Annotated in this window: 25 protein-coding genes; 7 read left to right on the forward strand and 18 right to left on the reverse strand. The window is 66.9% G+C overall.

The genetic code is table 11. The annotated features are described in order from the left end of the window. Positions 1-22 precede the first annotated feature (22 nt). Together AC3WS6_RS12080 and AC3WS6_RS12085 are read left to right on the forward strand one after the other, a co-directional pair. Positions 23-517, forward strand: coding sequence for a glutathione peroxidase (locus AC3WS6_RS12080; protein ID WP_492501241.1), 495 nt, complete (start codon positions 23-25; stop codon positions 515-517). Between the two features lie 36 nt (positions 518-553). Next, positions 554-1,303, forward strand: a complete 750-nt coding sequence (locus AC3WS6_RS12085) for a phosphotransferase (protein WP_492501242.1) — start codon at positions 554-556, stop codon at positions 1,301-1,303. On the opposite strand, the gene AC3WS6_RS12090 is transcribed toward AC3WS6_RS12085, so the two are convergent. Further along, on the reverse strand, positions 1,300-1,998 hold the full coding sequence (locus tag AC3WS6_RS12090; protein WP_492501243.1) for a DsbA family oxidoreductase: 699 nt from the start codon (positions 1,996-1,998) through the stop codon (positions 1,300-1,302). The two genes, AC3WS6_RS12085 and AC3WS6_RS12090, sit on opposite strands and share 4 nt — an antisense overlap. Positions 1,999-2,051: 53 nt before the next feature. Between AC3WS6_RS12090 and AC3WS6_RS12095 the strand changes: the two genes are divergently transcribed. After that, positions 2,052-2,663, forward strand: coding sequence for a P-loop NTPase family protein (locus tag AC3WS6_RS12095; RefSeq protein ID WP_492501244.1), 612 nt, complete (start codon positions 2,052-2,054; stop codon positions 2,661-2,663). Here the strand turns inward: AC3WS6_RS12095 and AC3WS6_RS12100 are convergent. Continuing rightward, positions 2,603-3,406, reverse strand: coding sequence for an isoprenyl transferase (locus tag AC3WS6_RS12100; protein ID WP_492501245.1), 804 nt, complete (start codon positions 3,404-3,406; stop codon positions 2,603-2,605). The genes AC3WS6_RS12095 and AC3WS6_RS12100 overlap by 61 nt on opposite strands. Then, a complete protein-coding gene (recO, locus tag AC3WS6_RS12105; RefSeq protein WP_492501246.1) occupies positions 3,403-4,149 on the reverse strand; it encodes a DNA repair protein RecO in 747 nt (248 codons plus the stop codon). The genes AC3WS6_RS12100 and recO overlap by 4 nt, the downstream gene beginning before the upstream one ends. A gap of 34 nt (positions 4,150-4,183) precedes the next feature. On the opposite strand from recO, the gene AC3WS6_RS12110 reads away from it, so the two are divergent. Beyond that, on the forward strand, positions 4,184-4,870 hold the full coding sequence (locus tag AC3WS6_RS12110) for a trimeric intracellular cation channel family protein (protein ID WP_492501247.1): 687 nt from the start codon (positions 4,184-4,186) through the stop codon (positions 4,868-4,870). A 340-nt stretch (positions 4,871-5,210) separates the two neighbouring features. On the opposite strand, the gene leuA is transcribed toward AC3WS6_RS12110, so the two are convergent. Next, entirely contained in the window at positions 5,211-6,965 is a 1,755-nt protein-coding gene (gene leuA, locus AC3WS6_RS12115; RefSeq protein WP_492501248.1) for a 2-isopropylmalate synthase, read from the reverse strand. Positions 6,966-7,158: 193 nt separating this feature from the next. Here leuA and AC3WS6_RS12120 point away from each other — a divergent pair, with 193 nt between their 5' ends. Next, positions 7,159-7,803: a hypothetical protein gene (locus AC3WS6_RS12120; RefSeq protein ID WP_492501249.1), complete on the forward strand. Its 645-nt coding sequence runs from the start codon at positions 7,159-7,161 to the stop codon at positions 7,801-7,803. A 6-nt stretch (positions 7,804-7,809) separates the two neighbouring features. On the opposite strand, the gene AC3WS6_RS12125 is transcribed toward AC3WS6_RS12120, so the two are convergent. Genes AC3WS6_RS12125 through hrcA form a run of 11 tightly spaced genes read right to left on the reverse strand, consistent with a single transcriptional unit; the run spans position 7,810 to position 16,894 of the window. Then, on the reverse strand, positions 7,810-8,289 hold the full coding sequence (locus tag AC3WS6_RS12125; RefSeq protein ID WP_492501250.1) for a hypothetical protein: 480 nt from the start codon (positions 8,287-8,289) through the stop codon (positions 7,810-7,812). Continuing rightward, entirely contained in the window at positions 8,286-9,266 is a 981-nt protein-coding gene (locus tag AC3WS6_RS12130; RefSeq protein ID WP_492501494.1) for a hypothetical protein, read from the reverse strand. The genes AC3WS6_RS12125 and AC3WS6_RS12130 overlap by 4 nt, the downstream gene beginning before the upstream one ends. A 5-nt stretch (positions 9,267-9,271) precedes the next feature. Further along, positions 9,272-9,787, reverse strand: coding sequence for an RNA polymerase sigma factor (locus AC3WS6_RS12135; RefSeq protein WP_492501251.1), 516 nt, complete (start codon positions 9,785-9,787; stop codon positions 9,272-9,274). A gap of 51 nt (positions 9,788-9,838) precedes the next feature. Beyond that, positions 9,839-10,735, reverse strand: coding sequence for a GTPase Era (gene era, locus AC3WS6_RS12140; protein ID WP_492501252.1), 897 nt, complete (start codon positions 10,733-10,735; stop codon positions 9,839-9,841). Continuing rightward, a complete protein-coding gene (locus AC3WS6_RS12145) occupies positions 10,728-12,023 on the reverse strand; it encodes a hemolysin family protein (protein WP_492501253.1) in 1,296 nt (431 codons plus the stop codon). Before AC3WS6_RS12145 ends, era begins: the two co-directional genes overlap by 8 nt. Further along, positions 12,020-12,478, reverse strand: a complete 459-nt coding sequence (gene ybeY, locus AC3WS6_RS12150) for an rRNA maturation RNase YbeY (protein ID WP_492501254.1) — start codon at positions 12,476-12,478, stop codon at positions 12,020-12,022. Before ybeY ends, AC3WS6_RS12145 begins: the two co-directional genes overlap by 4 nt. Positions 12,479-12,494: 16 nt before the next feature. After that, positions 12,495-13,520, reverse strand: coding sequence for a PhoH family protein (locus tag AC3WS6_RS12155; protein ID WP_492501495.1), 1,026 nt, complete (start codon positions 13,518-13,520; stop codon positions 12,495-12,497). A gap of 46 nt (positions 13,521-13,566) precedes the next feature. After that, complete coding sequence (locus tag AC3WS6_RS12160) at positions 13,567-13,914, reverse strand: HIT domain-containing protein (RefSeq protein WP_492501255.1); 348 nt, start codon at positions 13,912-13,914, stop codon at positions 13,567-13,569. Positions 13,915-13,971: 57 nt separating this feature from the next. Then, the gene (locus tag AC3WS6_RS12165) at positions 13,972-14,700 is read right to left on the reverse strand and encodes a 16S rRNA (uracil(1498)-N(3))-methyltransferase (protein WP_492501256.1); all 729 of its coding nucleotides are present in this window, start codon (positions 14,698-14,700) and stop codon (positions 13,972-13,974) included. A 10-nt stretch (positions 14,701-14,710) separates the two neighbouring features. After that, complete coding sequence (dnaJ, locus tag AC3WS6_RS12170) at positions 14,711-15,826, reverse strand: molecular chaperone DnaJ (protein ID WP_492501257.1); 1,116 nt, start codon at positions 15,824-15,826, stop codon at positions 14,711-14,713. Positions 15,827-15,862: 36 nt separating this feature from the next. Further along, positions 15,863-16,894 (reverse strand): heat-inducible transcriptional repressor HrcA, encoded by a 1,032-nt coding sequence (hrcA, locus tag AC3WS6_RS12175; RefSeq protein ID WP_492501258.1) that lies wholly within the window; start codon positions 16,892-16,894, stop codon positions 15,863-15,865. Positions 16,895-16,985: 91 nt separating this feature from the next. Between hrcA and AC3WS6_RS12180 the strand changes: the two genes are divergently transcribed. After that, on the forward strand, positions 16,986-18,401 hold the full coding sequence (locus AC3WS6_RS12180; RefSeq protein WP_492501259.1) for a carboxylesterase/lipase family protein: 1,416 nt from the start codon (positions 16,986-16,988) through the stop codon (positions 18,399-18,401). 15 nt (positions 18,402-18,416) lie between these two features. Here the strand turns inward: AC3WS6_RS12180 and hemW are convergent, their stop codons facing one another. From hemW to lepA, 3 genes are read right to left on the reverse strand one after another with little or no spacing between them, the layout of a single operon-like run. Further along, entirely contained in the window at positions 18,417-19,634 is a 1,218-nt protein-coding gene (hemW, locus tag AC3WS6_RS12185) for a radical SAM family heme chaperone HemW (protein ID WP_492501260.1), read from the reverse strand. A 16-nt stretch (positions 19,635-19,650) separates the two neighbouring features. Further along, on the reverse strand, positions 19,651-20,304 hold the full coding sequence (locus AC3WS6_RS12190; protein ID WP_492501261.1) for a DUF1990 domain-containing protein: 654 nt from the start codon (positions 20,302-20,304) through the stop codon (positions 19,651-19,653). Positions 20,305-20,352: 48 nt separating this feature from the next. Further along, the gene (gene lepA, locus AC3WS6_RS12195) at positions 20,353-22,206 is read right to left on the reverse strand and encodes a translation elongation factor 4 (protein ID WP_492501262.1); all 1,854 of its coding nucleotides are present in this window, start codon (positions 22,204-22,206) and stop codon (positions 20,353-20,355) included. Between the two features lie 230 nt (positions 22,207-22,436). Between lepA and AC3WS6_RS12200 the strand changes: the two genes are divergently transcribed. Then, complete coding sequence (locus AC3WS6_RS12200; RefSeq protein ID WP_492501263.1) at positions 22,437-24,164, forward strand: ABC transporter substrate-binding protein; 1,728 nt, start codon at positions 22,437-22,439, stop codon at positions 24,162-24,164. Positions 24,165-24,248: the final 84 nt, after the last annotated feature.

Here is a 24,248-nt window from a genome sequence, read left to right on the forward strand (position 1 = left end):
CGCATCGACCTAAGCTGTGAATATGACCGATCCCGCAGTGCGTTCCATCCCCTTCACAGACGCCGACGGCAACGAGAAGACCCTCGACGATCTGGGCGCCGATGTCGTGCTCGTCGTGAACGTCGCCTCGAAATGCGGCCTCACCCCGCAGTACGAACAGCTCGAAGAGCTGCAGCGTCTGTACGGCGACCGCGGGTTCAGCGTCGTCGGGTTCCCGTGCAACCAGTTCTTCGGCCAGGAGCCGGGTTCGGTCGATCAGATCCTCGAGTTCTGCTCCACCACCTACGGGGTCACCTTCCCCATCAACGACAAGGTCAAGGTCAACGGCAAGAACGCCACGGATCTCTACAAGACTCTCAAGGAGACGCCGGATGCCGGCGGCAAGGCCGGTCGCGTCGAGTGGAACTTCGAGAAGTTCCTCGTGCTGCCCGACGGAGAGGTCGTGCGCTTCCGTCCGAAGCAGAAGCCGAACGACCCCGAGATCGTCGGCGCGATCGAAGCCGCGCTCATCCGCTGACCTGCGGCCTCGGCTCGCCCTGGATGGTGTCGACGGATGGACCACGAGCACGCGCTTCCCGGCGGCAACGCGAGCGGTCCCGTCGTCAGGGTCGGCGACACCGTGCGCAAGCGCTGGACGGCTGCGACCCCCGCCGTCCACGCCTTCATGTCGCATGTGCGCGACCATGGCGTCGATGTCCCGTCATCTCTCGGGCAGGACGACGACGGGCGTCAAGTCATCGAGTACGTCCCCGGGAGACTCGCGATCGATGCACCCCCGCTCAGCCGCGGTGACTTGCACCGGGTCGGAGCGACTGTCCGGACGATCCACAACGCCAGTGCGAGTTTCGCGGCGCCCTCCGATGCCCGGTGGGAGACGGCGATCACGGCACCGGGCGAAGAGATCGTCTGTCACAACGACCTCGCACCCTGGAACCTCGTCATCGGCCAGCGGTGGGTGTTCATCGACTGGGACGCTGCGGCGCCGAGCACGAGGCTCTGGGATCTCGCGTACGCGGCGCAGGCATTCGCTCTCTCCGACGTCGATGCGCCCGTCGAGCGTGCGGCCGGCGAGCTTCGTGCCTTCGTCGACGGATACGGTGCTGACCTCGCGCTCCGCGAGCAGCTGCCGTCAGCGATGCAGCGCCGTTCCGAGGCGATGCTCGAGCTGCTGACGACCGCCCACGAGGAACAGCGCGAGCCGTGGGCATCCATGTTCTCGGATGGCCACGGCTCGCACTGGACGGCTGTCCTCGATCATGTGCACGCCCACCAGGCCCGCTGGCTGAACGCGCTGACCCGCTAGACCGCGGCGGACTCGGTCTCCGGCTCGGGCTCGGTCTCGCCGCGCTTGGCCCAGAGGTCACGCAACACGTTCTCGAACGCAGCGGGCGGCTGTGCTCCGCTGATGCCGTACTGTCCGTCGATCACGAAGAACGGCACACCCTGGATACCGTAGGCCTGAGCCTGAGCCTGATCCTGGCGGACATCCGCGAGGTGCCGCGAGGACACGAGCGCATCACGGGTGTCGTCGGGGTTGAGTCCGACCTCGACCGCGAGCTCGACCAGGTCGTCAATGCGTCCGACGTGCTTGCCCTCCGTGAAGTAGGCGGACATGAGCCGCTCCTCCATCTGGTGCTGCACGCCCTGCTCCTTCGCGAAATGCAGCAGCTCGTGCGCCTTCACGGTGTTGGTGTGCTGGAGGAGGTCGAACCGGTACTCGAGCCCCGCGTTCTCGGCGACGCCGGTGACGTGAGAGAGCATCTGCTCGACCTGATCACGCGGCATGCCCTTGTGGCCCGACAGGAAGTCCACCTCGTCGCCGTCGAAGTCGACCGGGGTGTCGGGCGAGAGTTCGAACGAGTGGAACGTGATGTTCACCTGCGGGGCATCGTCGTCGCCGGACACGGCTTCAAGTCCCTTCTCGAGGTTGCGCTTGCCGATGTAGCACCACGGGCAGGCGATGTCGGACCAGATGTCGATCGAGATGGCTTCACTCACACTGACATCCAACCGCATGCACCTCTGGGCTATTCCGTCGTTAGTATTCTCACGTGCTCTCTGCCGTCGATCCGCTGCCGATCCGGCCCGAGCGAGTGCTCATAGCCGGCGTCACAGGGTCAGGGAAGACGACTCTCGCGCGTCGCATCTCGGGGCTCTGGAGCCTGCGTCACGTCGAGATCGACGGGCTGTTCCACGGAGAGAACTGGACGCCGCGCCCGTCATTCCTCGACGATGTGCGCGCGTTCGCCGCAGAGGACCACTGGGTCACGGAGTGGCAGTACACCAGCAAAGGCACCGACGACATCCTCGCTCCACGCGCTCAGCTCGTGCTCTGGCTGGACTACCCCTATCGCGTCGTCCGCTCGCGGTTGCTGCGGCGGACGATCGGTCGCAGCATCCTGCGCACCCGGATGTGGAACGACAACGTCGAGAAGCCGCTGTGGCGCATGTTCTCGAGGGATCCCGAGGAGAACATCCTCGCCTGGCAGACGAAGACCTTGCACAAATGGGCGGACCGCATGCCTGATCTCCCGCGCGAGCACCCGCACCTGTTCATCGTGCGGCTGCCGCACCCGCGTGCGACCGAACAGTGGCTGCGAGCTCAGGCCGAGGCGTCGGGCGCGTCGATCGCTCCGCCGAAACGGCGATCACGCGACAGGTAGACCCCGATCGCGCGCCAGAGCTCTTCACGCGAGAAGTCGGGCCAGAGCGTGTCGAGGAACACCATCTCGGCATACGCCGCCTGCCAGAGCAGGAAGTTCGACGTGCGCTGCTCGCCCGAGCTCCTCAGGAAAAGGTCGACGTCCGGCATGTCCGGAACATAGAGATGACGGCGGATCATCTTCTCGCTGATCGCGTTCGGCTTGACGCGACCGGCCGCCACATCGGCCGCGATCGCGCGCATGGCGTCGACCAGTTCGATGCGGCCGCCGTAATTCACGCACATCGTCAGGGTGAGCACGTCATTGTCACGCGTGAGCTGCTCCGCATACTGGAGCTCTTTGATGACGCTGCCCCACAGACGAGGCTTGCGGCCGGCCCATCGCACGCGCACACCCCACTCGTTGAGCTGATCGCGTCGGCGGTGCAGCACGTCGCGGTTGTAGCCCATGAGAAAACGGACCTCTTCGGGTGAACGCGCCCAGTTCTCCGTCGAGAACGCGTAGACGGAGAGGTGCTTGACCCCCGCCTGGATCGCACCGGCGACAACATCGAGAAGCACCTCCTCCCCCGCTTTGTGCCCCTCGACGCGGTTGAGACCGCGACGATTCGCCCATCGCCCATTCCCGTCCATGACGATCGCCACGTGTTCCGGCACTGCCCGGAAGTTCGGCGGGTACGTCCCCGTCCAGTCGAGCGGCCTGTACGCGACAGCGTCCTTGTGGGTGTAGGGCTTGGGGCTCACCGTGCTCCTTCTCGAGGTTCGTCGGCCACGAGGTGCGCGAGCGAGCGGATGCCGCGCTCCAGATGCCATTGGGCGTAGGCGGCGACCAGACCCGAGGCTGCCGCGGTGTCGGCATGCGGGGCCTGGTCGATGACGTCCCATTCGCCGGCCATGAGCGAACGCAGCAGCGACAGGGTCCTGTCCGCGACCTTCGGGCTTCCCGCAGGCGCGCAGTTCACGCACACGGCGCCGCCGAGTTGTCCGACGAAATGAGCGTGGGGTCCCGGTTCAGCGCATCGAGCGCAGTCGCCGAGCGAAGGTGCCCAGCCCGACAGCGCCATCACACGCAGGAGGTAGGAGTCGAGGATGCTTCGCGGCGAATGCTCTCCCCGTGACAGTGCGCGCAGACCACCCACGAGCAGGAGATACTGCTGGGGCGTGGCCTCGGAGTCGCTGAGCCGATCGGCGGTCTCGACCATCGCGTTGGCCGACGTGAACCTGTCGTAGTGCGCGGCGATGTCGGATCCGTACGAGCCGAGCGACTCTGCCTGCTGGACGATGTCGAGCGAGCGGCCCTGGTAGAGCTGCACATCGGCCACCATGAAGGGTTCGAGGCGCGACCCGAACTTCGACGAGGTGCGCCGCACGCCCTTGGCCACGGCACGGATCTTGCCGTGGCCGCGCGAGAGCATCGTGACGATGCGATCCGCCTCACCCAGCTTGTGGGTGCGCAGGATCACCGCTTCGTCTCGGTAGGTGGGCACTCCTCGATTATCCTCCGTACGGGAGAATGGAGGGGTGACCGAACCGCTCTTCATCATTCCGCTCTGGGCGGACCTTCTCGGTGTCGGCCTCGGAGGGGTGCAGGGAGCGATGTTCGCCTCGGGATTCCAAGGCCAACGCCGGCTCGACTGGCTCGGCGTCGCGATCATCGGGATCATGATCGGCATGGGTGGCGGCCTCATCCGCGACATCCTGCTCGGTCAGACTCCGGCCACCCTTCAGAACAACTGGTACCTGCTCACGGCGACGGGCGCCTCGCTGCTCGGCATGCTCCTGGCCGGCCTGTTCAACCGCCTCAACAAGGTCATCGTCGTGCTCGACGCCGTCGTGATCGGCATGTTCGGCGCCTTCGGCACCAGCAAGGCGATCGCGTTCGGCATTCCCCCGGTTCCTGCTGTCTTCATCGGTGCATGCGCTGCAGTCGGGGGCGGCGTGCTCCGCGACATGCTCATGGGCCTCCCGACCGCGATCATGCACGTCGGGTCGCTGTACGCGGTCGCCGCGGGAGCCGGATGCACGTTCATCGTGATCGCGAACGCCTTCGGAATGCCGATCCCGCTGGCGGCGCTCCTCGGAATCGTGCTCACCGCCGTCATCCGGGTGCTCGCGGTCAGCTTCGATGTCTCGCTCCCCGAACAGCGGCGGCTGTATCGCCGCAAGGTGGCCGCGGAGACCGGTGTGATCCCGATCATCAAGCCGTGATGCCCGGTCGTTGAGCGAGGAGCGAAGCCTCACCCCTCGCCGGTCGTCGAGCGAGGAGCGAAGCCCCGCCCCTCGCCGATCGTTGAGCGAGGAGCGAAGCCTCACCCCTCGCCGGTCGTTGAGCGAGGAGCGAAGCCCCGAGACGAAACGTGGTGACCTGTCCGACGTACCTCACCGCGTTTCGTCTCGGTCGGCTCCGCCGTCCTCGCTCAACGACCCGGGACGCCCCTCGCCTCCGCCGTCCTCGCTCAACGACCCGGGACGCCCCTCGCCTCCGCCGTCCTCGCTCAACGACCGGGGACGCCCATCGGCTCCGCCGTCCTCGCTCGACGAGGGGGAATCAGACCGCTGCGAGCTCCCGCTGACGCGTGCGGATCGAACGGTTGACGCCCGACACGATCGCCTTGAGGGATGCCGTCGAGATGTCACCGTCGATGCCGACGCCCCACAGCCGCTGGTCGCCGACCTGCAGCTCGACGTAGGCGGCAGCCTGCGCGTCACCGCCGGCACTGAGCGCGTGCTCGACGTAGTCGTAGAGCGTGATGTCGAAGCCCTGGGCGCGCAGCACCTCGATGAATGCCGCGATCGGTCCGTTGCCGTTCCCGGCCAAAGCGACCTGCTGGTCGTCGTCGCGCAGCGTCACATCGAGCACCACGTCGCCCGACATGTCGCTGCGGGTCTGCGTCGAGAGCAGCTCGAACCGGCCCCACTTGGACTCGGTGTCTGCTGCCGGCAGGTACTCGTCGTTGAAGATCGACCAGATCTGCTCGCTCGTGACCTCGCCGCCCTCGGCATCCGTCTTGGTCTGCACGACCCCCGAGAATTCGATCTGCAGCTTGCGCGGCAAGTCGATCGCGTGATCTGCCTTCAACAGGTAAGCGACGCCGCCCTTGCCCGACTGCGAGTTCACGCGGATCACGGCCTCGTACGAGCGACCGAGGTCCTTCGGGTCGACGGGCAGGTACGGCACAGCCCACTCGATCTCGTCGACCGTCACGCCCTCGGCGTCGGCTCGGGCGGCCATCGCCTCGAAGCCCTTCTTGATCGCATCCTGGTGCGATCCGCTGAACGCGGTGAAGACCAGGTCTCCCGCCCAGGGGCTGCGCTCGGGTACCGGCAGCTGGTTGCAGTACTCGACCGTGCGCTTGACCTGGTCGATGTCGCTGAAGTCGATCTGCGGGTCGATGCCCTGAGTGAAGAGGTTGATGCCCAGCGCCACGATGTCGACGTTGCCCGTGCGCTCGCCGTTGCCGAACAGGCATCCTTCGATGCGGTCGGCGCCGGCCATGTAGCCGAGCTCTGCCGCGGCGATGGCCGTGCCCCGGTCGTTGTGCGGGTGCAGTGACAGGATGACGTTCTCGCGGTGCGCGAGGTGGCGGCTCATCCACTCGATCGAGTCGGCGTAGACGTTCGGCGAAGCCATCTCGACGGTGGCCGGCAGGTTGATGATGACCTTGCGGTCAGGGGTGGGCTCGAAGACCTCGATCACCTGGTTGCAGACGTCGACGGCGAACTCGAGCTCGGTGCCGGTGTAGCTCTCGGGCGAGTACTCGTAATAGACCTGCGTGTCGGGGATCGTCTTCTCGTACTGACGGCACAGGCGAGCGCCCTCGAGCGCGATGTCGATGATGCCCTGCTTATCGGTGCGGAAGACGACCTCGCGCTGCAGCACGCTCGTCGAGTTGTACAGGTGCACGATGGCCTGCTTGGCGCCGGCGATCGACTCATAGGTACGGGCGATCAGGTGCTCGCGCGCCTGCGTCAGCACCTGGATCGTGACGTCATCCGGGATCAGGTTCTCCTCGATCAGCTGACGCACGAAGTCGAAATCGGTCTGGCTCGCCGACGGGAACCCCACCTCGATCTCCTTGTAGCCCATGCTGACGAGCAGCTCGAACATGACGCGCTTGCGCTCGGGTGACATCGGGTCGATCAGGGCCTGGTTGCCGTCGCGGAGGTCGACTGCGCACCACCGGGGCGCCTCGGTGATGCGGGCGTCCGGCCAGGTGCGGTCGGGGAGGTTGACCGTGATCTGCTCGTGGTACGGCCGATACTTGTGGATCGGCATCGCAGACGGGCGCTGAGTGTTCTGCATGATGGGGCTTCTTCTCTTCGTCAGAAATGTGAACGGGCCAACACAAGCGCCGCGACGAGGAAGGCCCTAGCTTTAGGACTCGTCGCGGCAGCTAAGAAGAAGCAGACCGCCGAAAGGCATGCGGCCATGGTAGCAGCAAGAGGCGCAGTGATCGCACGGTGAGACGATCACGGGACGCACGACACTAGGGAGTATGACGATCTCGCGCTCTCTCGCGTCAGCCGCCGCCACAGTCACTGTGACCGCGCTCCTCGTGCTGTCGGGCTGTGCAACGGATGCGGGCTCCTCCCCCGCCCCGACGAGCGCGCCGGCGGGGCTTCCCGCGTCTCCGCCCCTCGTCACTCCACCCGAGGGTCCGGTGACCGCGGCCGGCATGGTGATCGATGCGGCCGGTGACGTCGAGATCTGCCTCGGCACCGTGATGGAGTCCTACCCACCGCAGTGCGTCGGCGTGCCGGTCGACGGGTGGACGTGGGATCACGTCGAAGGCAGCGAGTCGAGCGGTGAGGTCAGGTGGGGCTCTTACGCCGCTCGGGGTACGTACGACGGCGAGCGATTCACGCTCACCGATCCACCGGTCCTGCTCGCCCTGTACGACCCAATGCCGATCGAGGACCCCACGCGAGGAGTGCCGGGGAACAGCACCGATCGCGAGTTGTCGCTCGTGCAGGACGAGGTCTTCCCCTGGCTCGGCACCAACGCGCTGACAGCAGGGCCGGAACGCGGCTACGTGTGGGTGCAGGTCGTGTGGGACGACGGTACGCTGCAGGACGCCGTGGATGACGCGTACGGCGACGGCCTCGTGATCATCACATCGGCACTGCGGGCCGAGCGATAGGACGAATCAGAGGATGCAGCGGACGTTGTTCGCCGTGCCCGACACGTTGGCCCACCCGTTCGCGGGTGCCGTGGCGAGCACCGTCGAACCGTTGCGCGCCTGGAGCGATCCGCTGGATCGGGCATCCGCGATGGACCTCGTGACGAAGCTCGACGGGATCGTGTGCGTCGAGCACGTGGTCCAGCTGAGCTTCGCTCCGGTCACCGAACCGCCCGTGAATGCGCAGACCTGACCGGTCGCGCATGATCCGACCGCCGCCCGCAGCCCGATCTCGCCCCGGCTGGGCACGGTCAGCGTCATCCCGAGTTCGGGCCACACCGCATGGTTGCCGTCGATGACGATGCCGCCGGGCACCTCGTCCATGACTTCGACGATGAGAGGGGCGGTCTCTTCCTCGCCGAACCCCTCGGCGTACGCGGCTCCCCCGAGACCACCCGAGAGCAGCACGCCGATCGCGATCCCTACGGCGATCCGACCGGCTTTCATCGGATCAGGCTCTCGTCGACATCCCAGAGCGTGTACGACACCACCGCGCCCGCGTCGATCACGTCGGTGTCCTCGAGGTTCGTGCGTTCGATCCCGATGATGCGACCCGTGTCGCCCGAGACGAGCACGACGTCACTCGCGGAACCGTCCGTCGACACCACCCGCAGGCCGGATGCCGGTCGGCCGAGACGATCCACCGTCGTCCCCAGACCTTCTGCATCCCCTGTCGCTTCCAGGATTCCGAGGAGCTGCGACTGTTGCGCGTTGGTCAGCGTCCACTGCTGCAGCATCGTGGTCATGGCCGTCAGCACATCTGCTCCCGAGGGGTCGGCCGGCATCCCGAATGCCGTGAGTGCCGCTTCCACGTCGCTCTCGCTGCTGCCGAACGCCTCAGGAACAGGCGTCGAGAACTGTCCGGCCTCGATCGGCAGGTCGACGGCGACCTCGCCCGAGCTGCTCACCTCGGCGTCCATGTTCGCGGCGGCGTCGGCCGGGTCATAAGGCACTCCGAGGATGCTCGTCATCCGTCCTGAGAGATCGGCTTCCCATCTCAGGAGCGTCAGCTGCGGAACCACCTCGGTCTCACCCGTACTGCCGTTGATGTCGAATGCCCAGCTGGCCGAACGCACGAGTCGCTCGGGTGCGGTCGGACCCGAGGCCGACGCCAGCGCATCCTGCGCACTCGCGACCGTGGTCGACGCGCTCTCCGCAGACGAGAAGTCGAGCGGGTCGAGCCCGTCTGCCACCGCTTGCCCCTGCGGCACGAGCACCGCGACCGCCACCACGGCAGCAGCCGCGGCCGTCGCGAGGCCGGCGGCCCAGCCGAAGACCACGGCGCGGCGGAGGCGCGGCGCGCGGGCATTCCGGATGATCCGGTCGCGCACCATCAGGGCGGCCGCATCGGGATGCGCATCGCGCGGCGTCCGCGCAGGGTCCGCATCCGTCAAGACCCGGTCAAGCACCGCGTGGTCTCCCATGGGCGTCACCCCGCCTCCTCCAGTCCGAGCGCCGAACGCAGCTTCTGCTGTGCGCGGCGCAACCTCTTCCTCACTCGGATCCGCGGGCTGCGCAGCATCTCAGCGATCTCCCCCACTGCGAGCCCATCCCAGTATGTCAGCATGATGATACGCCGCTCGGTCCGGGAAAGGACACCCAAAGCTGTGAGCACCCGCACGCGCATGGTGAGGTCGGCGGCACCCTCTTCACCGGACATGCCCTGATGCACAGCGTCGAGAGCAGTGCGTCGAGTGACTGCTCTGGCAGAGCGGGAGCGCAGCACACGGTCAGCCGCTCGCAGGAGCCACAGGCGATCCATCGGCTTGGCCGGATCGAGGCGTGACCACGCCACGAGGAAGATCTCCGACACGATCTCCGTCACTTCGGCGTCGTCGTCGACGACTCCCTCGACGTGATGGCGGACGCGCGCCCAGTTCGCATCGAACACAGCACTGAAGGCGGCATCCTTCTTCTTCTCGGCATCGTCGCCGCGGGTGCTCATCTCAGTCGTCCGGTGGAGCACCCGACCCGCTCTGCGCGTCGGTCCTCCATGTCAGAAGCCGAGTCGACCGAGCTGCTTCGGGTCGCGCTGCCACTCCTTGGCGACCTTCACGTGCAGGCCCAGGTACACCCGCGTGCCGAGGAGCTCCTCGATGCCCGCGCGCGCCCTGCGGCCGACATCCGCGAGTCGCTTGCCCTTGTGACCGATGATGATCGCCTTCTGGCTGTCGCGCTCGACCACGATCGATGCGTGCACGTCGGTCAGGTCGCTGTCTTCGCGAGGCGCGATGTCGTCGATCACGACGGCGATCGAGTGCGGAAGCTCATCACGAACACCATCGAGCGCTGCTTCGCGGATCATCTCGGCGATGCGGTCCTCCTCCGACTCATCGGTCGTGACGCCCTCGCCGTACAGAGCCGGCCCCTCGGGCATGAGTGAGAGCACCTCGTCGGCGAGAACCTCCAGTTGATCGCGCGTCAGCGCCGACAACGGGATCACCGCCGCCCAGTCCTCACGCAGAGCGTCGACCTCCATCAGCCGTTCTGTGATCTCATCGCGTCCGGCAGCATCCGTCTTCGTCACGATCGCGACCTTCTTCGCGCGCGAGTACCCGTCGAGGGACGCGGCGATGCGTCTGTCGCCCGGGCCCACCTTCTCGGTCGCAGGAACGCAGAACCCGATGACGTCGACATCACCGAGCACCTGCTCGACGAGATCGTTGAGACGTTCGCCGAGCAGCGTCCGCGGCTTGTGGATACCCGGCGTGTCGACGATCACGAGCTGGCCCGCGGGGCGGTTCACGATCCCACGGATCGCCCGGCGGGTCGTCTGCGGCTTCTCACTCGTGATCGCGATCTTCTCGCCCACGAGCGCGTTGGTGAGCGTCGACTTGCCGACGTTCGGGCGCCCGACGAAGGTCACGAACCCGCTTCGCATCTGCTCAGTCATCGTCCTGGTCTCCTTCGTGACCTGCTTTGGCAGGATCGTTCGCGGCGCGCTCGACGAACACCGTCGCGATTCCTCGCCCGCGCCCTCTCGATGCGCCGCCCGTGAGGGTCAGCCCATCGACGGTCGCCATCGCTCCCGGCTGCGGAACCTGGCCCAAGGCCTTGCCCAGCAGTCCGCCGATGGAGTCCACGTCGTCGTCCTCGAGTTCGAGTCCGAACAGATCGCCGACGTCCTCCAACGAGAGTCGGGCGCTCACGCGGTATCGTCCGTCGCCGAGCTCGACGACTTCTGCTGCCACTCGATCGTACTCGTCCGAGATCTCGCCGACGAGCTCCTCGATGAGGTCCTCGAGCGTGACGAGTCCCGAGATGCCGCCGTGCTCGTCGATCACGAGGCACACGTGCACCGCATCGCGCTTCATCTGCTGCAGCAGTGTCTCGGCGCGCATCGACTCGGGAACGAACGTCGCGGGTCGCGCGATCGGACGGATCGACGCCGCGCGCCAGGCACTGTCGTCGCGATACGCGAACTGCACGAGGTCCTTCAGATACAGCACCCCGACGACATCATCCGCGTCGTCGTCGACCACGGGCATGCGCGAGACACCTCGCTGCAGGAAGAGCGTCATGGCCTCGTCGGTCGTCGCTGTCGCATCGACCGTCACCATCTCGGTGCGCGGCACCATGACGGCACGGACGAACTGGTCGGTGAAGTCGAACACGGAGTGGATGAGGTCACGGTCGTCCGCCTCGATGAGGTCGTTGGACGCGGCCTCGTCGACCATGCTGAGCAGCTGTTCCTCCGATGTGAAGGAACTGCGTCCGGTGCCAGGGGTCACCTTGTTGCCGAGGAGCACGAGTCCCTGAGCGATCGGCCCCAGGAACATGCGCAGCCCGCGCACGATCCCGGCGTTGGCGCGGAGGATGCCGTCTGCGTGCTGACGGCCGAACGACCGAGGGCTCGCGCCGACGAGCACGAAAGTGATGCCGGTCATCAGCACTGCGGCGGCGAGCATCGCCCACCAGATGTTGTCGAACAGGATGCTGAAGGCCACGGTCACGAGCACGGCGGCCGCGGTCTCGGCGAGAACGCGGATGAAGGAGACCGAGTTGACGTGCGCATCGGTATCGACCGCGATCCGTGCGAGCTGCCGGGCGTTTCGTCCTTCCGTGCCCATCTCCGCGATGTCGGAGCGCGAAGTGACCCCGAAGGCCGCATCGATCGCCGCCATGAGGCCGCCGAAGGCGACCAGCAGCACAGCCCCCGCGAGAAGGAGTGCCGCGGTCATCGTCGACGTTCGACGGCAGCGAAGCCCTGGATGAGCTCCTTCTGCAGTCCGAACATCTCACGCTCCTCGTCGGGTTCTGCATGGTCGAAGCCCAGCAGGTGCAGCAGCCCATGCGTGGTCAGGAGGATCAGCTCGTCCATCAGTGTGTGGCCGGCGGCCTGCGCCTGCGTCTCGGCGACCTGCGGGCACAGCACGATGTCGCCGAGCAGACCGGGAGCCGTCGGCCGGTCTTCGGTGCCCGGGCGCAGCTCGTCCATCGGGAAGCTGAGCACATCTGTGGGGCCCGGCTCATCCATCCACTGCACGTGCAGTGCTTCCATGGCTCCCTCGTCGACGAGCACGATGGCGACCTCGGCATCCGGACTCACATGCAGCTGAGCCAGGTTGAAGTCGGTCAGGCGCTGCAGCACGGTCTCGTCGACGTCGATGGCCGACTCGTTGTTGATCTCGATCATGGCTGTGCTCGTTTCATCAGGAGAGGCCTCGTTTCGGCATCCGGTCGCGAGGTCCGGGTCTCTGCGCGCCTCGGCGGTCGGCCCGGTTCGCGAACTCGGCCGCCTGCTCGCGTTCATGGCGCTGCGCCGTGCGGCGCTCGTCATACTCGCTGTAGGCGTCGACGATGCGGCCGACGAGAGAATGGCGCACGACGTCGTCGCTCGTGAGACGCGCGAAGTGGATGTCGTCGATGCCGTCGAGCACCCGCGTCACGAGGCGCAACCCCGACGACCCCTGCGGGAGGTCCACCTGGGTGATATCGCCGGTGACGACCATCTTCGACCCGAAGCCGAGGCGGGTCAGGAACATCTTCATCTGCTCGGGAGTCGTGTTCTGCGCCTCGTCGAGCACGACGAAGGAGTCGTTGAGAGTGCGCCCGCGCATGTATGCCAGTGGCGCGACCTCGATGGTGCCGGTGGCCATCAGGCGCGGCACGATCTCGGGGTCCATCATCTCGTTCAGCGCGTCGTAGAGCGGACGCAGATACGGGTCGATCTTGTCGGTGAGCGTTCCGGGCAGGAACCCGAGGCGCTCCCCTGCCTCGACGGCGGGGCGGGTGAGGATGATCCGAGTGACCTCCTTGCGCTGCAGCGCCTGCACGGCCTTCGCCATGGCGAGGTAGGTCTTGCCGGTACCCGCGGGACCGATGCCGAACACGATGGTGTTCTCTTCGATCGCGTCGACGTACTCCTTCTGGCCCAGCGTCTTCGGGCGGATGACCTTGCCCCGGGTCGAGAGGATCGCCTCGCCCAGCACCTCGCTCGGGCGGGGGCCTCCGTCGTTGCGCAACAGGCGCGCAGAGCTGGAGACATCGCTGGGCGCGAGATCATGCCCTGCCTTGGTCATGGTGAGCAGCTCGTCGACGAGATCCTTGGCCTTCTGCACCGCTTCCGCAGTGCCGGTCAGGGTGATCTCGTTACCGCGCACGAGCACCTGCACGTCGCGATGCTCCTTCTCGAGCATCCGGAGCAGGCGGTCCTGCGGGCCGAGCAGCTGCACCATCGCCACGCCGTCGGCGTAGACGCGTTCGGTGATGATGTCTTGATCGTCAGAAGCCAACGAGCTTGTTCTCCTCGATATTGCCGAGCACATGGGCGTGCACGTGGAAGACGGACTGCGCAGCACTCGCGCCGTTGTTGAAGATGAGGCGGAACTCGCCGTTCGCGTGGTCGTCGGCGAGCCGCTTGGCCACCGTCACCATCTCAGCGAGCAGACCCGGGTCTCCGGCGGCCAGCTCGGCCACGTCGCGATAATCCTCGGTCTTGGGGATGACCAGCGCATGCAGAGGCGCCTGCGGGTCGATGTCACGGATCGCGAAGACCCGGCCGGTGTCCAGCAGGATCTCGCCCGGGATGTCGCCGTTCAGGATGCGCGTGAAGATCGAGGGCTCGGACATGCACTCAGTCTACTGACAGGGCGCTGCCGCGCGGCGGTGAGGCGACCTCGATCCGCATCACCATCGTCCGAGCGCGACCGACAGCACGGCGATCGCCGCCGGACCCGCCGTCGATGTGCGCAGCACGGTGTCACCGAGCAGCACACGCTCTGCACCGGCGTCGACCAGACGCGACAGCTCGTCGTCGGAGATGCCGCCCTCGGGTCCGACCACCAGCACGATGTCCCGCCCGTCGGGCTGCAGGTCCGAGAGTCTCGACGGAGCAGTCGGATCGAGCAGGAGCACGCGCTGTCGGGATGCCCGTGCCGCGAGCTGCTTCGTCGTCACCGCTGTCGCGATCTCGGGAACCCATGCCCGATGCGCCTGCTTGGCCGCTTCGCGCACGATGCTCGCCCAGCGCTCACGCCCCTTGATCGCCTTGGCACCGTCCCAGCGCGACACGCTGCGACTCGCCTGCCAGGGAACCACCTCGTCGACGCCGAGCTCACACGCGGCCTGCACCGCGAGCTCGTCGCGATCGCCCTTCGCGAGCGCCTGCACCAGGACGATCCGCGGACTCGGCGCCGGTTCGACCGTGCGCTGCGCGACGCGAACATCGACGCGGGTCGGCGAGACCTCCTCGGCCACGCCGCTGAGCCAGACGCCGGCTCCGTCGCCCACCGTGACCGATTCGCCGACGCGCAGTCGACGCACCACCGCGGCGTGCTTGGCCTCGGCCCCTGTCAGCGTGACCGTGTCGCCGACGTCGGCATCCGACGCGGAATCGACCAGGAAGTGCAATGCCATGCGATGCCGATCAGTGCGAGCGGAAGCGATCGCGGAACTTCGAGAAGAGCCCCTGCTGGAACTGCGCCAGCGCGGGCGCGGGTGCCTTGGTCTTCTTCGCGAAGTCCTCGATCAGTCGGCGCTGCGCCGAATCGATCTTGGTCGGGGTCAGCACCTGCACGCCGACGCGGAGGTCGCCGCGCTGGTTTCCGCGCAGCGGGGTGATCCCTCGACCCTTGATGGTGAGCACATCGCCGGATTGCACGCCGGGCCGGATCTCGAGGTCCACCTCGCCGTCGAGTCCCTGGATGGTCGTCTCGGTGCCGAGGATCGCATCGGTCATCGCCACCTCGAGGGTGGCCAGCAGGTCATCGCCGTCGCGACTGAATGCCGGATGCGGGTTCACGGTGACCTCGACGTACAGGTCGCCGTTCGGACCGCCCGCCTTGCCGACCTCGCCCGACCCGGGCAGCTGCAGACGCAGGCCGGTCTCGACACCGGCCGGGATGTCGAGCGACACCGTCCGGCGCGAACGGACACGCCCCTGTCCTCCGCATGTGCCGCAGGGATACGGGATCGTCGTGCCGTATCCCTCGCAGGTGCCGCAGGGCTGAGAGGTCACGACGTTGCCGAGCAGGCTGCGCACCTGGCGCTGCACGTGACCCGAGCCGCCGCAGATGTCGCACGTGACGGGCGATGTGCCCTCCTGACAGCACGACCCGTTGCACGTCTCGCAGAGTACGGCCGTGTCGACCTCGATGTCGCGGTGCGCTCCGAACACCACATCGCCCAGGTCGAGAGTGACTCGCACCAGAGCATCCTGGCCGCGCTCGCGGCGAGACCGCGGTCGCGCCCCTCGCCCGCCGCCCTGTGCCGCTCCGAAGAACGTCTCGAAGATGTCGCCGAAACCGCCGAAGCCGCCGAAGTTGCCTGCGGCTCCATCGCCTCCGCCCATGTCGTAACGGCGCCGCGAGTCGTCGTCGCTGAGCACGTCGTAGGCGTGGGTCACGAGCTTGAACTTCTCGGCAGCATCCTCACCCGGGTTCACGTCCGGGTGGAGCTGACGTGCAAGACGTCGATACGCCTTCTTGATCTCGTCGGTGGAAGCGTCGCGCGAGACGCCGAGTACCTCGTAGTGATCCGCCACAATGGCCCTTCTGCGTGTTGTGTCAGGGCGCCCGCGTCAGCGGGCGGCCTCGTCTTCGTCGAGCATCCGCGAGAGGTAACGGGCCACAGCCCGCGCCGCCGCGAGGTTGCTCGGATAGTCCATGCGGGTCGGCCCCATCACTCCGACTCGAGCAGTGCCGCTCGGGGCGGCGTAGTTGCTCGCGACGATCGATGCCTCGCCGAGCCCGAACGATGCGTTCTCCGTGCCGATGCTCGCCGCGAGACCGTGAGAATCGGTCTCCATCTCGCTCATCAGCCGCAACAGGGTCACCTGCTCTTCGATCGCCTCGAGCAACGGATGGATGCTGCCGCGGAAGTCCTGCTCGCGTCGGGCGAGCGTCGCGGCACCGGCCATCACGAGACGCTCCTGCCGGAACTGGCCGAGCTCGTCGATGATGATGGTCGCCAGCGCACGGAGCACCTGGTCGCCCGCATGCTCGTCGTCCGCGAGAAGCGATTTCAGTCGGTCGGCGGCATCGCTCACCGCCCGCCCGGTGATCAACGCCGCCAGTCGGGCGCGGAGCACCGCCATATCGGCCTCATCGACCACAGCGGGCAGGGGCGCCATGCGCTGCGACACTCCTCCGGCGTCGGTGACCAGGACGATCAGCAGACGCGTCGGGGCGAGAGCGACGAGTTCGATGTGGGTGAGGTTCGCCCGAGCGAACGACGGATACTGAGCCAGAGCGACCTGACCGGTGAGCTGAGTGAGAACCCGCACGGTGCGCGCCATGAGGTCGTCGAGATCGGCGGGATCGGTGAGGAACGACTCGATGGCCGTTCGCTGTGCGCCCGAGAGAGGCCGCAGCTGGGCGAGGTGGTCGACGAAGACCCGATAGCCCTTGTCTGTGGGAACGCGACCGGACGAGGTGTGCGGCGCCGCGATGAGCTCTTCGTCTTCGAGCAGCGCCATGTCGTTGCGGATCGTCGCTGCCGACACGCCGAAGGAGTGGCGGTCGACGATCGATCTGCTGCCGACGGGCTCATGCGTCTCGACGTAGTCCTGCACGATCGCGCGGAGGACCTGAAGGCCTCGTTCGCTGACCATCGCATCTCCTCCCTCTTGGCACTCACTGACTTCGAGTGCCAATTCTACCGGTCAGCGGGGGCGTCGCGCTGATCGCCCTACGATGGGCACCATGAGTGTCGCGCCGCAGGTCACCGTGTCCGCCGGGATCGTGCGCGGCGAGACATCGGACGGTGTCCACCGCTACCTCGGCATCCCCTACGCCGCCGCTCCGTTCGGGGCGAATCGCTTCCGAGCGCCGCGTCCGCCGGCCCCCTGGGACAGCGTGCGCGATGCCACGTCTTTCGGAGCGACGGCTCCTCAGCATCCGTACCCGGGTGCGATCGGTGAACTGCTCGGCTCCGTCGAGATCCCGGGCGACGAGATCCTCACCGTGAACGTGTGGGCGCCCGAAGAGGCGAGCAACGCACCGGTCGTCCTCTGGATCCACGGCGGCGCGCTCGAGCGAGGCGCGGCCGCTCTCCCCCTGTACGACGGTGCGGCGTTCGCCCGCGCCGGCATCGTCTTCGCTTCGCTCAACTACCGCCTGGGAAGCGAGGGCTTCTCCGTTCTGGACGACGCTCCCCGGAATCTCGGACTGCAGGATGCGGCAGCAGGCCTTGCCTGGGTCCACCGCGAGATCGCCGCATTCGGGGGCGACCCCGCGCAGATCACCGTGATGGGCGAATCAGCGGGCGGTGCGATCGTCGCGGCACTGCTCGCGAACACACCGTCACGTGCGCTGATCGCGCGCGCGATCATCCAGTCGGGTCCGCTCGAAGCGCAGAGCGCGAAGAAAGCCGGGCGTGTCACGGCGCAGATGGCGAAGCTGCTCGGCACCCCGGCAGACCGCCGGGGGTTCGCGGCGATCTCGCCGCAGCGCCTGCTGAACGCCAGACGTCAACAGGCGGCCGAGTCCTCTCCGCTCGGCGGCGCTCCGGGATTCCAGCTCGCCCTGGATGCCGCATCCCTCCCCCGTTCGCCGCACGAGGTCATCGCCGACACCGACGTCCCTCTGCTCATCGGGAGCAACACCGACGAGTACCGGCTGTGGTTCCCACCGGCGGCGCTGTCTGCGATCAGTGAGGCGAACCTCCTGTTCGCTCGTCTGGCGCTGCGGATCCCCCGCAAGGCCGTCGTCGCATACCGCTCGGCATTCCCCTCCTCATCGACAGGCGAGATCTTCGGTCAGCTCGCCACGGATCTCCTGCTTCGCGCACCCCTCACCCGCGTCGCCAGAGCACGCACCGCACCGACGTACGTCTACGAATTCGCATGGCAGAGTCCGGTGCGCGACCTCCGCGCCGCCCACGCTCTCGAACTGGGATTCGTGTTCGATCGACTCGGCGATCCCGAGACCGAGCGCCTCGCGGGACGCGACGCTCCCCAGGCCCTCGCGGACGAGATGCATGAGGCGTGGATCTCGTTCATCAGGTCCGGTGACCCGGGGTGGCCCGCCTACGGTTCCGCGCGCACGACCCGCCTGTTCGACGCCGAGACATCGACGGTCGCGCAGCGTCGCGCCGCGGCACTGGATCTGCTTCCGTAGCGATCCGAACCGCGGTCAGTCCGTGAGCTCGCGCACCACGGCGTCAGCGAGAAGACGGCCGCGCAGAGTGAGCTGCACCCGCCCGCGCATCGCGGCAGCAGGATCGACGAGGCCGTCCGCGATCAGACCGGCGACGCGCGGACGCTTGTCCGGCTGCAGGTCGGCGACCGCGATCCCCTCGCGGATGCGGCTGAGCAAAAGGACACGCTCGAGGGTCCGCGACTCCGCATTCGGTCGTTCGGTGCCGGCAGCCGGCGATTCCTCTGCGGCGAGCCGCTGGGCGTATGCGGCAGGGTGCTTGACGTTCCAGAAACGGAGCCCCGCGACGTGGCTGTGCGCGCCGGGGCCGAAACCCCACCAGTCGCTCCCCCGCCAATACGCCAGATTATGGCGGGAGCGCTGCTCGACGCTGCGCGACCAGTTGCTGATCTCGTACCAGTCGAACCCCGCGGCCGCGAGACGCGCATCGGCGAGCTCGTACATGTCGGCCTGCAGATCGTCATCGGGCGCGGGCACCTCGCCTCGGCGGATCTGACGGGCGAGTTTCGTGCCGTCCTCGATGATCAGCGCGTACGCCGAGATGTGGTCCGAGTCGAGAGCGAGCGCCGCATCGAGCGACGCCTCCCAATCGCCCAGCGACTCGCCAGGCGCGCCGTAGATGAGGTCCACACTGACCGCGAGGCCCGCGTCCTTGGCTGCGGCGACCGCCGTCGTCACGTTCTCGGGGCGGTGGGTGCGATCGAGGGCGGCGAGCACATGGGGCACGGCCGACTGCATCCCGATCGACAGCCGGGTGACGCCGGCGTCGGCGAGAATGCGGGCGACCTCGGGCGTCACGGTGTCGGGGTTCGCCTCGACCGTGACCTCGGCGCCGTCTGCCATGCCGAACGCGTCGGTCGCGGCATCCAGCATCCGGGCGAGATCGCCGGCGGGCAGCAGCGTCGGGGTGCCTCCCCCGAAGAAGACCGTGTCCATGGGGCGCAGCGGACCCGCATCCGCGAGAACGCGCTTCGCGAGATCGATCTCCGTGATCAGTGTCGAGGCATAGTCCTCCTGCCTCGCGCCGCGAAGCTCGCCGGACGTATAGGTGTTGAAGTCGCAGTACCCGCAGCGCACCCGGCAGAAGGGCACGTGCAGGTAGGCCGAGAACGGCACCGACGGATCGATCGAGAGATCGGACGGAAATCGCCCGTCGGCCGGTGCCGGATCACCCAGGGGAAGGGGACCGGCCATCAGAGAACTGCGGCCATCAGACCGGAGTCGCGTAAAGGGGCGAGATCGCCCGCAGGTAGCGCGCGAACAGCTCTCGGCGGCGACGCTTCACCAGCGCAGGGAGAACCCGGTACAACAGCGAATTCGGCGCATCGAAGGCCCGCACCGTGAACCAGACTTCGTCGTTGTCTTCACGCCAGTCGATGTCGAACGACTCTTCGCCGCGCACGACCGAACCGCCGACGGTGCCGAGGACGAATCCGATGCGGCGCTTCTCCTCGGTGACCGAGATCACGCGCAGCTCGGCATCCGCCCGCATCCCCGCGACCCGCCCGTGCAGCCGCAGAGTCATTCCGGGGCCGGCGAACGGTGTTCCCTCGGCATCGAATCGCTGCTCGACGTCGTTCTTGCTCGGCGCGATGGGAGTCCCCTCCGCATCGAAGCTCACACCCGAGTACGCAGGACCAGGAGCCGGGCGCACATCCTCGACACTGAGCCCCGCGGCGCGTTGCGCCGTCCAGGTCAGAAGCGACTCGCCGGCGGTCTGGAAGCGCTCGACACCGCTGCCGATCCGCCACGAGTTCTCCGCCGGGATGCTCCGCTCCGGCGGATACTGCATCAGGTCGGAGGCGTGGGTCGCACCCACGGCCGCATAGTCCACCGTGTCGTCTCGGAAAGTCCCGCGCCGCATGTTTCCCAGCCTACTTCCCGTTTCCTGGACGACCACCCTGACGGATGGCTACTTCTTGTCCTTGCCCTCGACGTCGCCCGAGAGCGCTGCGATGAACGCCTCCTGGGGGACCTCGACGCGCCCGACCATCTTCATGCGCTTCTTGCCCTCCTTCTGCTTCTCGAGGAGCTTGCGCTTGCGGCTGATGTCACCGCCGTAGCACTTGGCGAGCACGTCCTTGCGGAGCGCCCTGATCGTCTCGCGGGCGATGATCCTGGCACCGATGGCGGCCTGGATCGGCACCTCGAAGTTCTGGCGAGGAATGAGCTTGCGCAGTCGCTCGGTCATCAGCGTGCCGTAGGCGTAGGCCTTGTCGCGGTGCACGATCGAGCTGAACGCGTCGACCTTGTCGCCCTGCAGAAGGATGTCGACCTTCACGAGGTCCGCCTCCTGCTGTCCGGCAGGCTCGTAGTCGAGGGAGGCGTAGCCCTGGGTCTTGGACTTCAGCTGATCGAAGAAGTCGAACACGATCTCGCCGAGGGGCATCATGTAGCGCAGTTCGACCCGCTCCTCGGAGAAGTACTCCATTCCGAGAAGGGAGCCGCGGCGCGACTGGCACAGCTCCATGACGGTGCCGACGTAGTCCTTGGGCAGGAGGATGGCGGTCTTGACCATGGGCTCGGACACCGAGCCGATGCGCCCGTCGGGGTACTCGCTCGGGTTCGTGACCGTCACGGTCTCACCGGTGTCGGAGGTCAGCACCTCGTAGATCACGCTGGGGGCGGTGGTGATGAGGTCGAGTCCGAACTCGCGCTCGAGGCGCTCGGTGATGATCTCGAGATGCAGCAGACCGAGGAACCCGCATCGGAAGCCGAAACCGAGCGCGACCGAGGTCTCGGGCTCGTACTGCAGCGACGCGTCCGAGAGCTTCAGCTTGTCGAGCGCTTCTCGAAGCTCGGCGTAGTCGCTGCCATCGATCGGGTAGACGCCGGAGAACACCATCGGCTTCGGATCGGTGTAGCCGGCAAGAGCTTCGGTCGCCGGCCTTCGCGCCGCCGTGATCGTGTCGCCGACCTTCGACAGACGCACATCCTTCACGCCGGTGATGAGGTAGCCGACCTCCCCCACGCCGAGGCCCTTGGTCGGGATCGGCTCGGGACTGGAGACACCCACCTCGAGCGCGTCGTGATTCGCACCCGTCGACATCATCTGGATGCGCTCGCGCGGTGACAGGCTGCCGTCGACCATGCGCACGTAGGTGACGACACCCCGATATGCGTCGTACACGGAGTCGAAGATCATCGCGCGGGCAGGAGCATCCGCGTCTCCGACCGGAGCGGGAATCTCCTGCACCAGTCGGTCCAGCAGCTCCTCGACGCCGACTCCCGTCTTTCCCGACACCCGCAGCACGTCCTCCGGCTTGCCCCCGATGAGGGACGCGAGCTCCTTGGCGTACTTGTCGGGGTCGGCCGCGGGGAGATCGATCTTGTTGAGCACGGGGATGATGTGCAGATCGTTCTCGAGCGCGAGGTAAAGGTTCGCGAGAGTCTGGGCCTCGATGCCCTGCGCCGCGTCGACCAGCAGGATCGCTCCTTCGCAGGCCGCGAGCGACCGCGAGACCTCGTAGGTGAAGTCGACGTGGCCGGGGGTGTCGATCATGTTGAGGGCGAAGGTCTCGCCCTCGAGCTCCCACGGCATGCGCACGGCCTGGCTCTTGATCGTGATGCCGCGCTCACGCTCGATGTCCATGCGATCCAGGTACTGGGCGCGCATGTCGCGATCCGAGACCACGCCGGTGATCTGGAGCATGCGGTCGGCGAGGGTCGACTTGCCGTGATCGATGTGCGCGATGATGCAGAAATTGCGGATCTTCGTCGCAGGCGTCGCGGCAGGCTGAAGCGGAGTGAGGGCGCGTGGTGACATGTCCTGTCGATTCTACGGTGAGGGGGCGCGAATGCCCGATTCGCCGCCTGAGCGCCGTTCCACATCCGCTCCTTTACCAGTTAGCCACGATTCACGCAATCATTGCGCTGGGGGTCGACAGATGGCAGGCTCACACAACATGTGCGGGTGGTATGTCCCTATATCGCCCGCTCGACACACCCCACACCGAGTCACCTGCCACATCAGCGACAATCAAATTAGGAGTAGATATGCGTCTTAGGCGTGTCTCCGCGGCCATCGCATCCGTTGCCGCCGTCGGAATAGTCCTCGCAGCCTGTGCACCCCCGGAGGGCGAGGTGGACAGCGACAGCGGCTCGTCCACATCGGTGTCCGTGTCGGTCGGCCCCAACGACTTCATCAGCTACAACGGCTTCACCCCCGAGACGTACAGCACGTACAACAGCGCGATCACGGATCGCATCAAGGCGAGCTTCTTCTACTTCGACGCGAAGGGCGCCGTACAGCCGTACGAGGAGCTCGGAACCGCCGAGGTGCTCTCCGACGAGCCGCTGACCATCGAGTTCACGATCGCGGACGATGCGGTGTGGTCCGACGGCGAGCCGATCACCGTCGCCGACGCCGTGCTCGCCTGGGGCATTCAGAACGTCAACATCGCGGATGCAGAGGGTGCTCCCCTCTTCAACTCGGTCTCTCAGGATCTCGGCGACACGATCCCCGCGGGCCCCGAAGGCGACTTCGACGGCAAGACGTTCACCGTGCAGTACGCCAACCCCGACCCCGACTGGAAGATCCAGACCTACCTCCTCGACCCCGCGCACGTCGTGGCGGAGCAGGCGGGTATGAGCGTCGAGGAGCTCACCGAGGCGATCCTGGCGAAGGACGCGTCCGCGCTCGCCGAGGCCGCCGAGTTCTGGAACACCGGCTGGATGACCGAGCCCGGAACCGTGCCCGAGGAATCCCTCATCCCCTCGTCCGGTCCTTACAAGATCGACTCGTGGCAGGCCGGAGAATCGGTCACCCTCGTCGCCAACGATGAGTTCTACGGCCCGAAGCCCGAGACCGACCAGCTCGTCATCCGCTTCGTCGCGCAGGATGCGATGGTCCAGGCGCTCGACAACGGCGACCTCGACGTCATCTCTCCCCAGCCGACCGTCGACACTCTGAGCCAGCTCGAGGACCTCGGCGACAAGGCGACGATCTACGACGGCGACACGCTGACGTGGGAGCACCTGGACTTCAACTTCATGCCGGGGGCGGTGTTCTCCGACAACCTCGAGCTCCGCAAGGCGTTCGCGATGTGCGTTCCTCGCCAGCAGATCGTCGACAACCTCATCAAGCCGATCAACCCGAACGCAGAGGTGATGAACGCCCGCGAGGTGTTCCCGTTCCAGGACACCTACCAGGAGGTCCTCGACGCGTCGTACGACGGCGCCTACGACGAGGTCGACATCGAGGGCGCGAAGGCGATCGTCGATGAGCAGGTCGCGGCCGGCACCGAGATCCGCATCGGCTACTCGGCACCCAACCCGCGCCGCACCGAAGAGGTCGCGATCATCAAGTCGTCCTGCGACAAGGCGGGCTTCAACATCGTCGACGCCGGCAACGAGGACTTCTTCGCCCCCGGCGGAACCCAGGAGCGCGGCGACTACGAGGTCGCGCTGTTCGCCTGGGCAGGATCCGGCCAGATCACCTCGGGTCAGAACATCTACGCGACGGGCAAGCCGCAGAACTACGGTCAGTACTCGAACCCCGAGGTCGACGCCGCATGGACCACGCTCGCCACGAGCATGGACCCGGCCGTCCACCTCGAGCAGACCAAGGTGATCGAGAAGCTGCTCTGGGACGACCTGTTCGGCATCCCGGTGTTCGCACACCCGAGCCTCGACGCCTCGTCGTCGGATCTCGAGGGCCTCGAGCACAACGTGACGCAGCAGGGCATCATCTGGAACGCGGAGGCATGGCAGCGGGCTGAATAAGCTCCCTTCCGCTTGCACGTGCGATCGCGCGGGTTCGGCACCTGAGTGCCGAACCCGCGTGGTCGTGATCGAACGATGAGGCCC

Source organism: Microbacterium sp. EB106-03-03-XG65, assembly GCF_058791955.1.

Excerpts from the sequence above, each read along its gene's own strand:
- AC3WS6_RS12080 (WP_492501241.1), top strand. The coding sequence starts at position 23 with ATGACCGATCCCGCAGTGCGTTCCATCCCCTTCACAGACGCCGACGGC.
- AC3WS6_RS12085 (WP_492501242.1), top strand. The coding sequence starts at position 554 with ATGGACCACGAGCACGCGCTTCCCGGCGGCAACGCGAGCGGTCCCGTC.
- leuA (WP_492501248.1), bottom strand. The coding sequence starts at position 6,965 with ATGCAGAACACTCAGCGCCCGTCTGCGATGCCGATCCACAAGTATCGG.
- AC3WS6_RS12120 (WP_492501249.1), top strand. The coding sequence starts at position 7,159 with ATGACGATCTCGCGCTCTCTCGCGTCAGCCGCCGCCACAGTCACTGTG.
- AC3WS6_RS12125 (WP_492501250.1), bottom strand. The coding sequence starts at position 8,289 with ATGAAAGCCGGTCGGATCGCCGTAGGGATCGCGATCGGCGTGCTGCTC.
- AC3WS6_RS12130 (WP_492501494.1), bottom strand. The coding sequence starts at position 9,266 with ATGGGAGACCACGCGGTGCTTGACCGGGTCTTGACGGATGCGGACCCT.
- AC3WS6_RS12135 (WP_492501251.1), bottom strand. The coding sequence starts at position 9,787 with ATGAGCACCCGCGGCGACGATGCCGAGAAGAAGAAGGATGCCGCCTTC.
- era (WP_492501252.1), bottom strand. The coding sequence starts at position 10,735 with ATGACTGAGCAGATGCGAAGCGGGTTCGTGACCTTCGTCGGGCGCCCG.
- AC3WS6_RS12145 (WP_492501253.1), bottom strand. The coding sequence starts at position 12,023 with ATGACCGCGGCACTCCTTCTCGCGGGGGCTGTGCTGCTGGTCGCCTTC.
- ybeY (WP_492501254.1), bottom strand. The coding sequence starts at position 12,478 with ATGATCGAGATCAACAACGAGTCGGCCATCGACGTCGACGAGACCGTG.
- AC3WS6_RS12155 (WP_492501495.1), bottom strand. The coding sequence starts at position 13,520 with ATGGTGCAGCTGCTCGGCCCGCAGGACCGCCTGCTCCGGATGCTCGAG.
- AC3WS6_RS12160 (WP_492501255.1), bottom strand. The coding sequence starts at position 13,914 with ATGTCCGAGCCCTCGATCTTCACGCGCATCCTGAACGGCGACATCCCG.
- AC3WS6_RS12165 (WP_492501256.1), bottom strand. The coding sequence starts at position 14,700 with ATGGCATTGCACTTCCTGGTCGATTCCGCGTCGGATGCCGACGTCGGC.
- hrcA (WP_492501258.1), bottom strand. The coding sequence starts at position 16,894 with ATGGTCAGCGAACGAGGCCTTCAGGTCCTCCGCGCGATCGTGCAGGAC.
- AC3WS6_RS12180 (WP_492501259.1), top strand. The coding sequence starts at position 16,986 with ATGAGTGTCGCGCCGCAGGTCACCGTGTCCGCCGGGATCGTGCGCGGC.
- hemW (WP_492501260.1), bottom strand. The coding sequence starts at position 19,634 with ATGGCCGGTCCCCTTCCCCTGGGTGATCCGGCACCGGCCGACGGGCGA.
- AC3WS6_RS12190 (WP_492501261.1), bottom strand. The coding sequence starts at position 20,304 with ATGCGGCGCGGGACTTTCCGAGACGACACGGTGGACTATGCGGCCGTG.
- lepA (WP_492501262.1), bottom strand. The coding sequence starts at position 22,206 with ATGTCACCACGCGCCCTCACTCCGCTTCAGCCTGCCGCGACGCCTGCG.
- AC3WS6_RS12200 (WP_492501263.1), top strand. The coding sequence starts at position 22,437 with ATGCGTCTTAGGCGTGTCTCCGCGGCCATCGCATCCGTTGCCGCCGTC.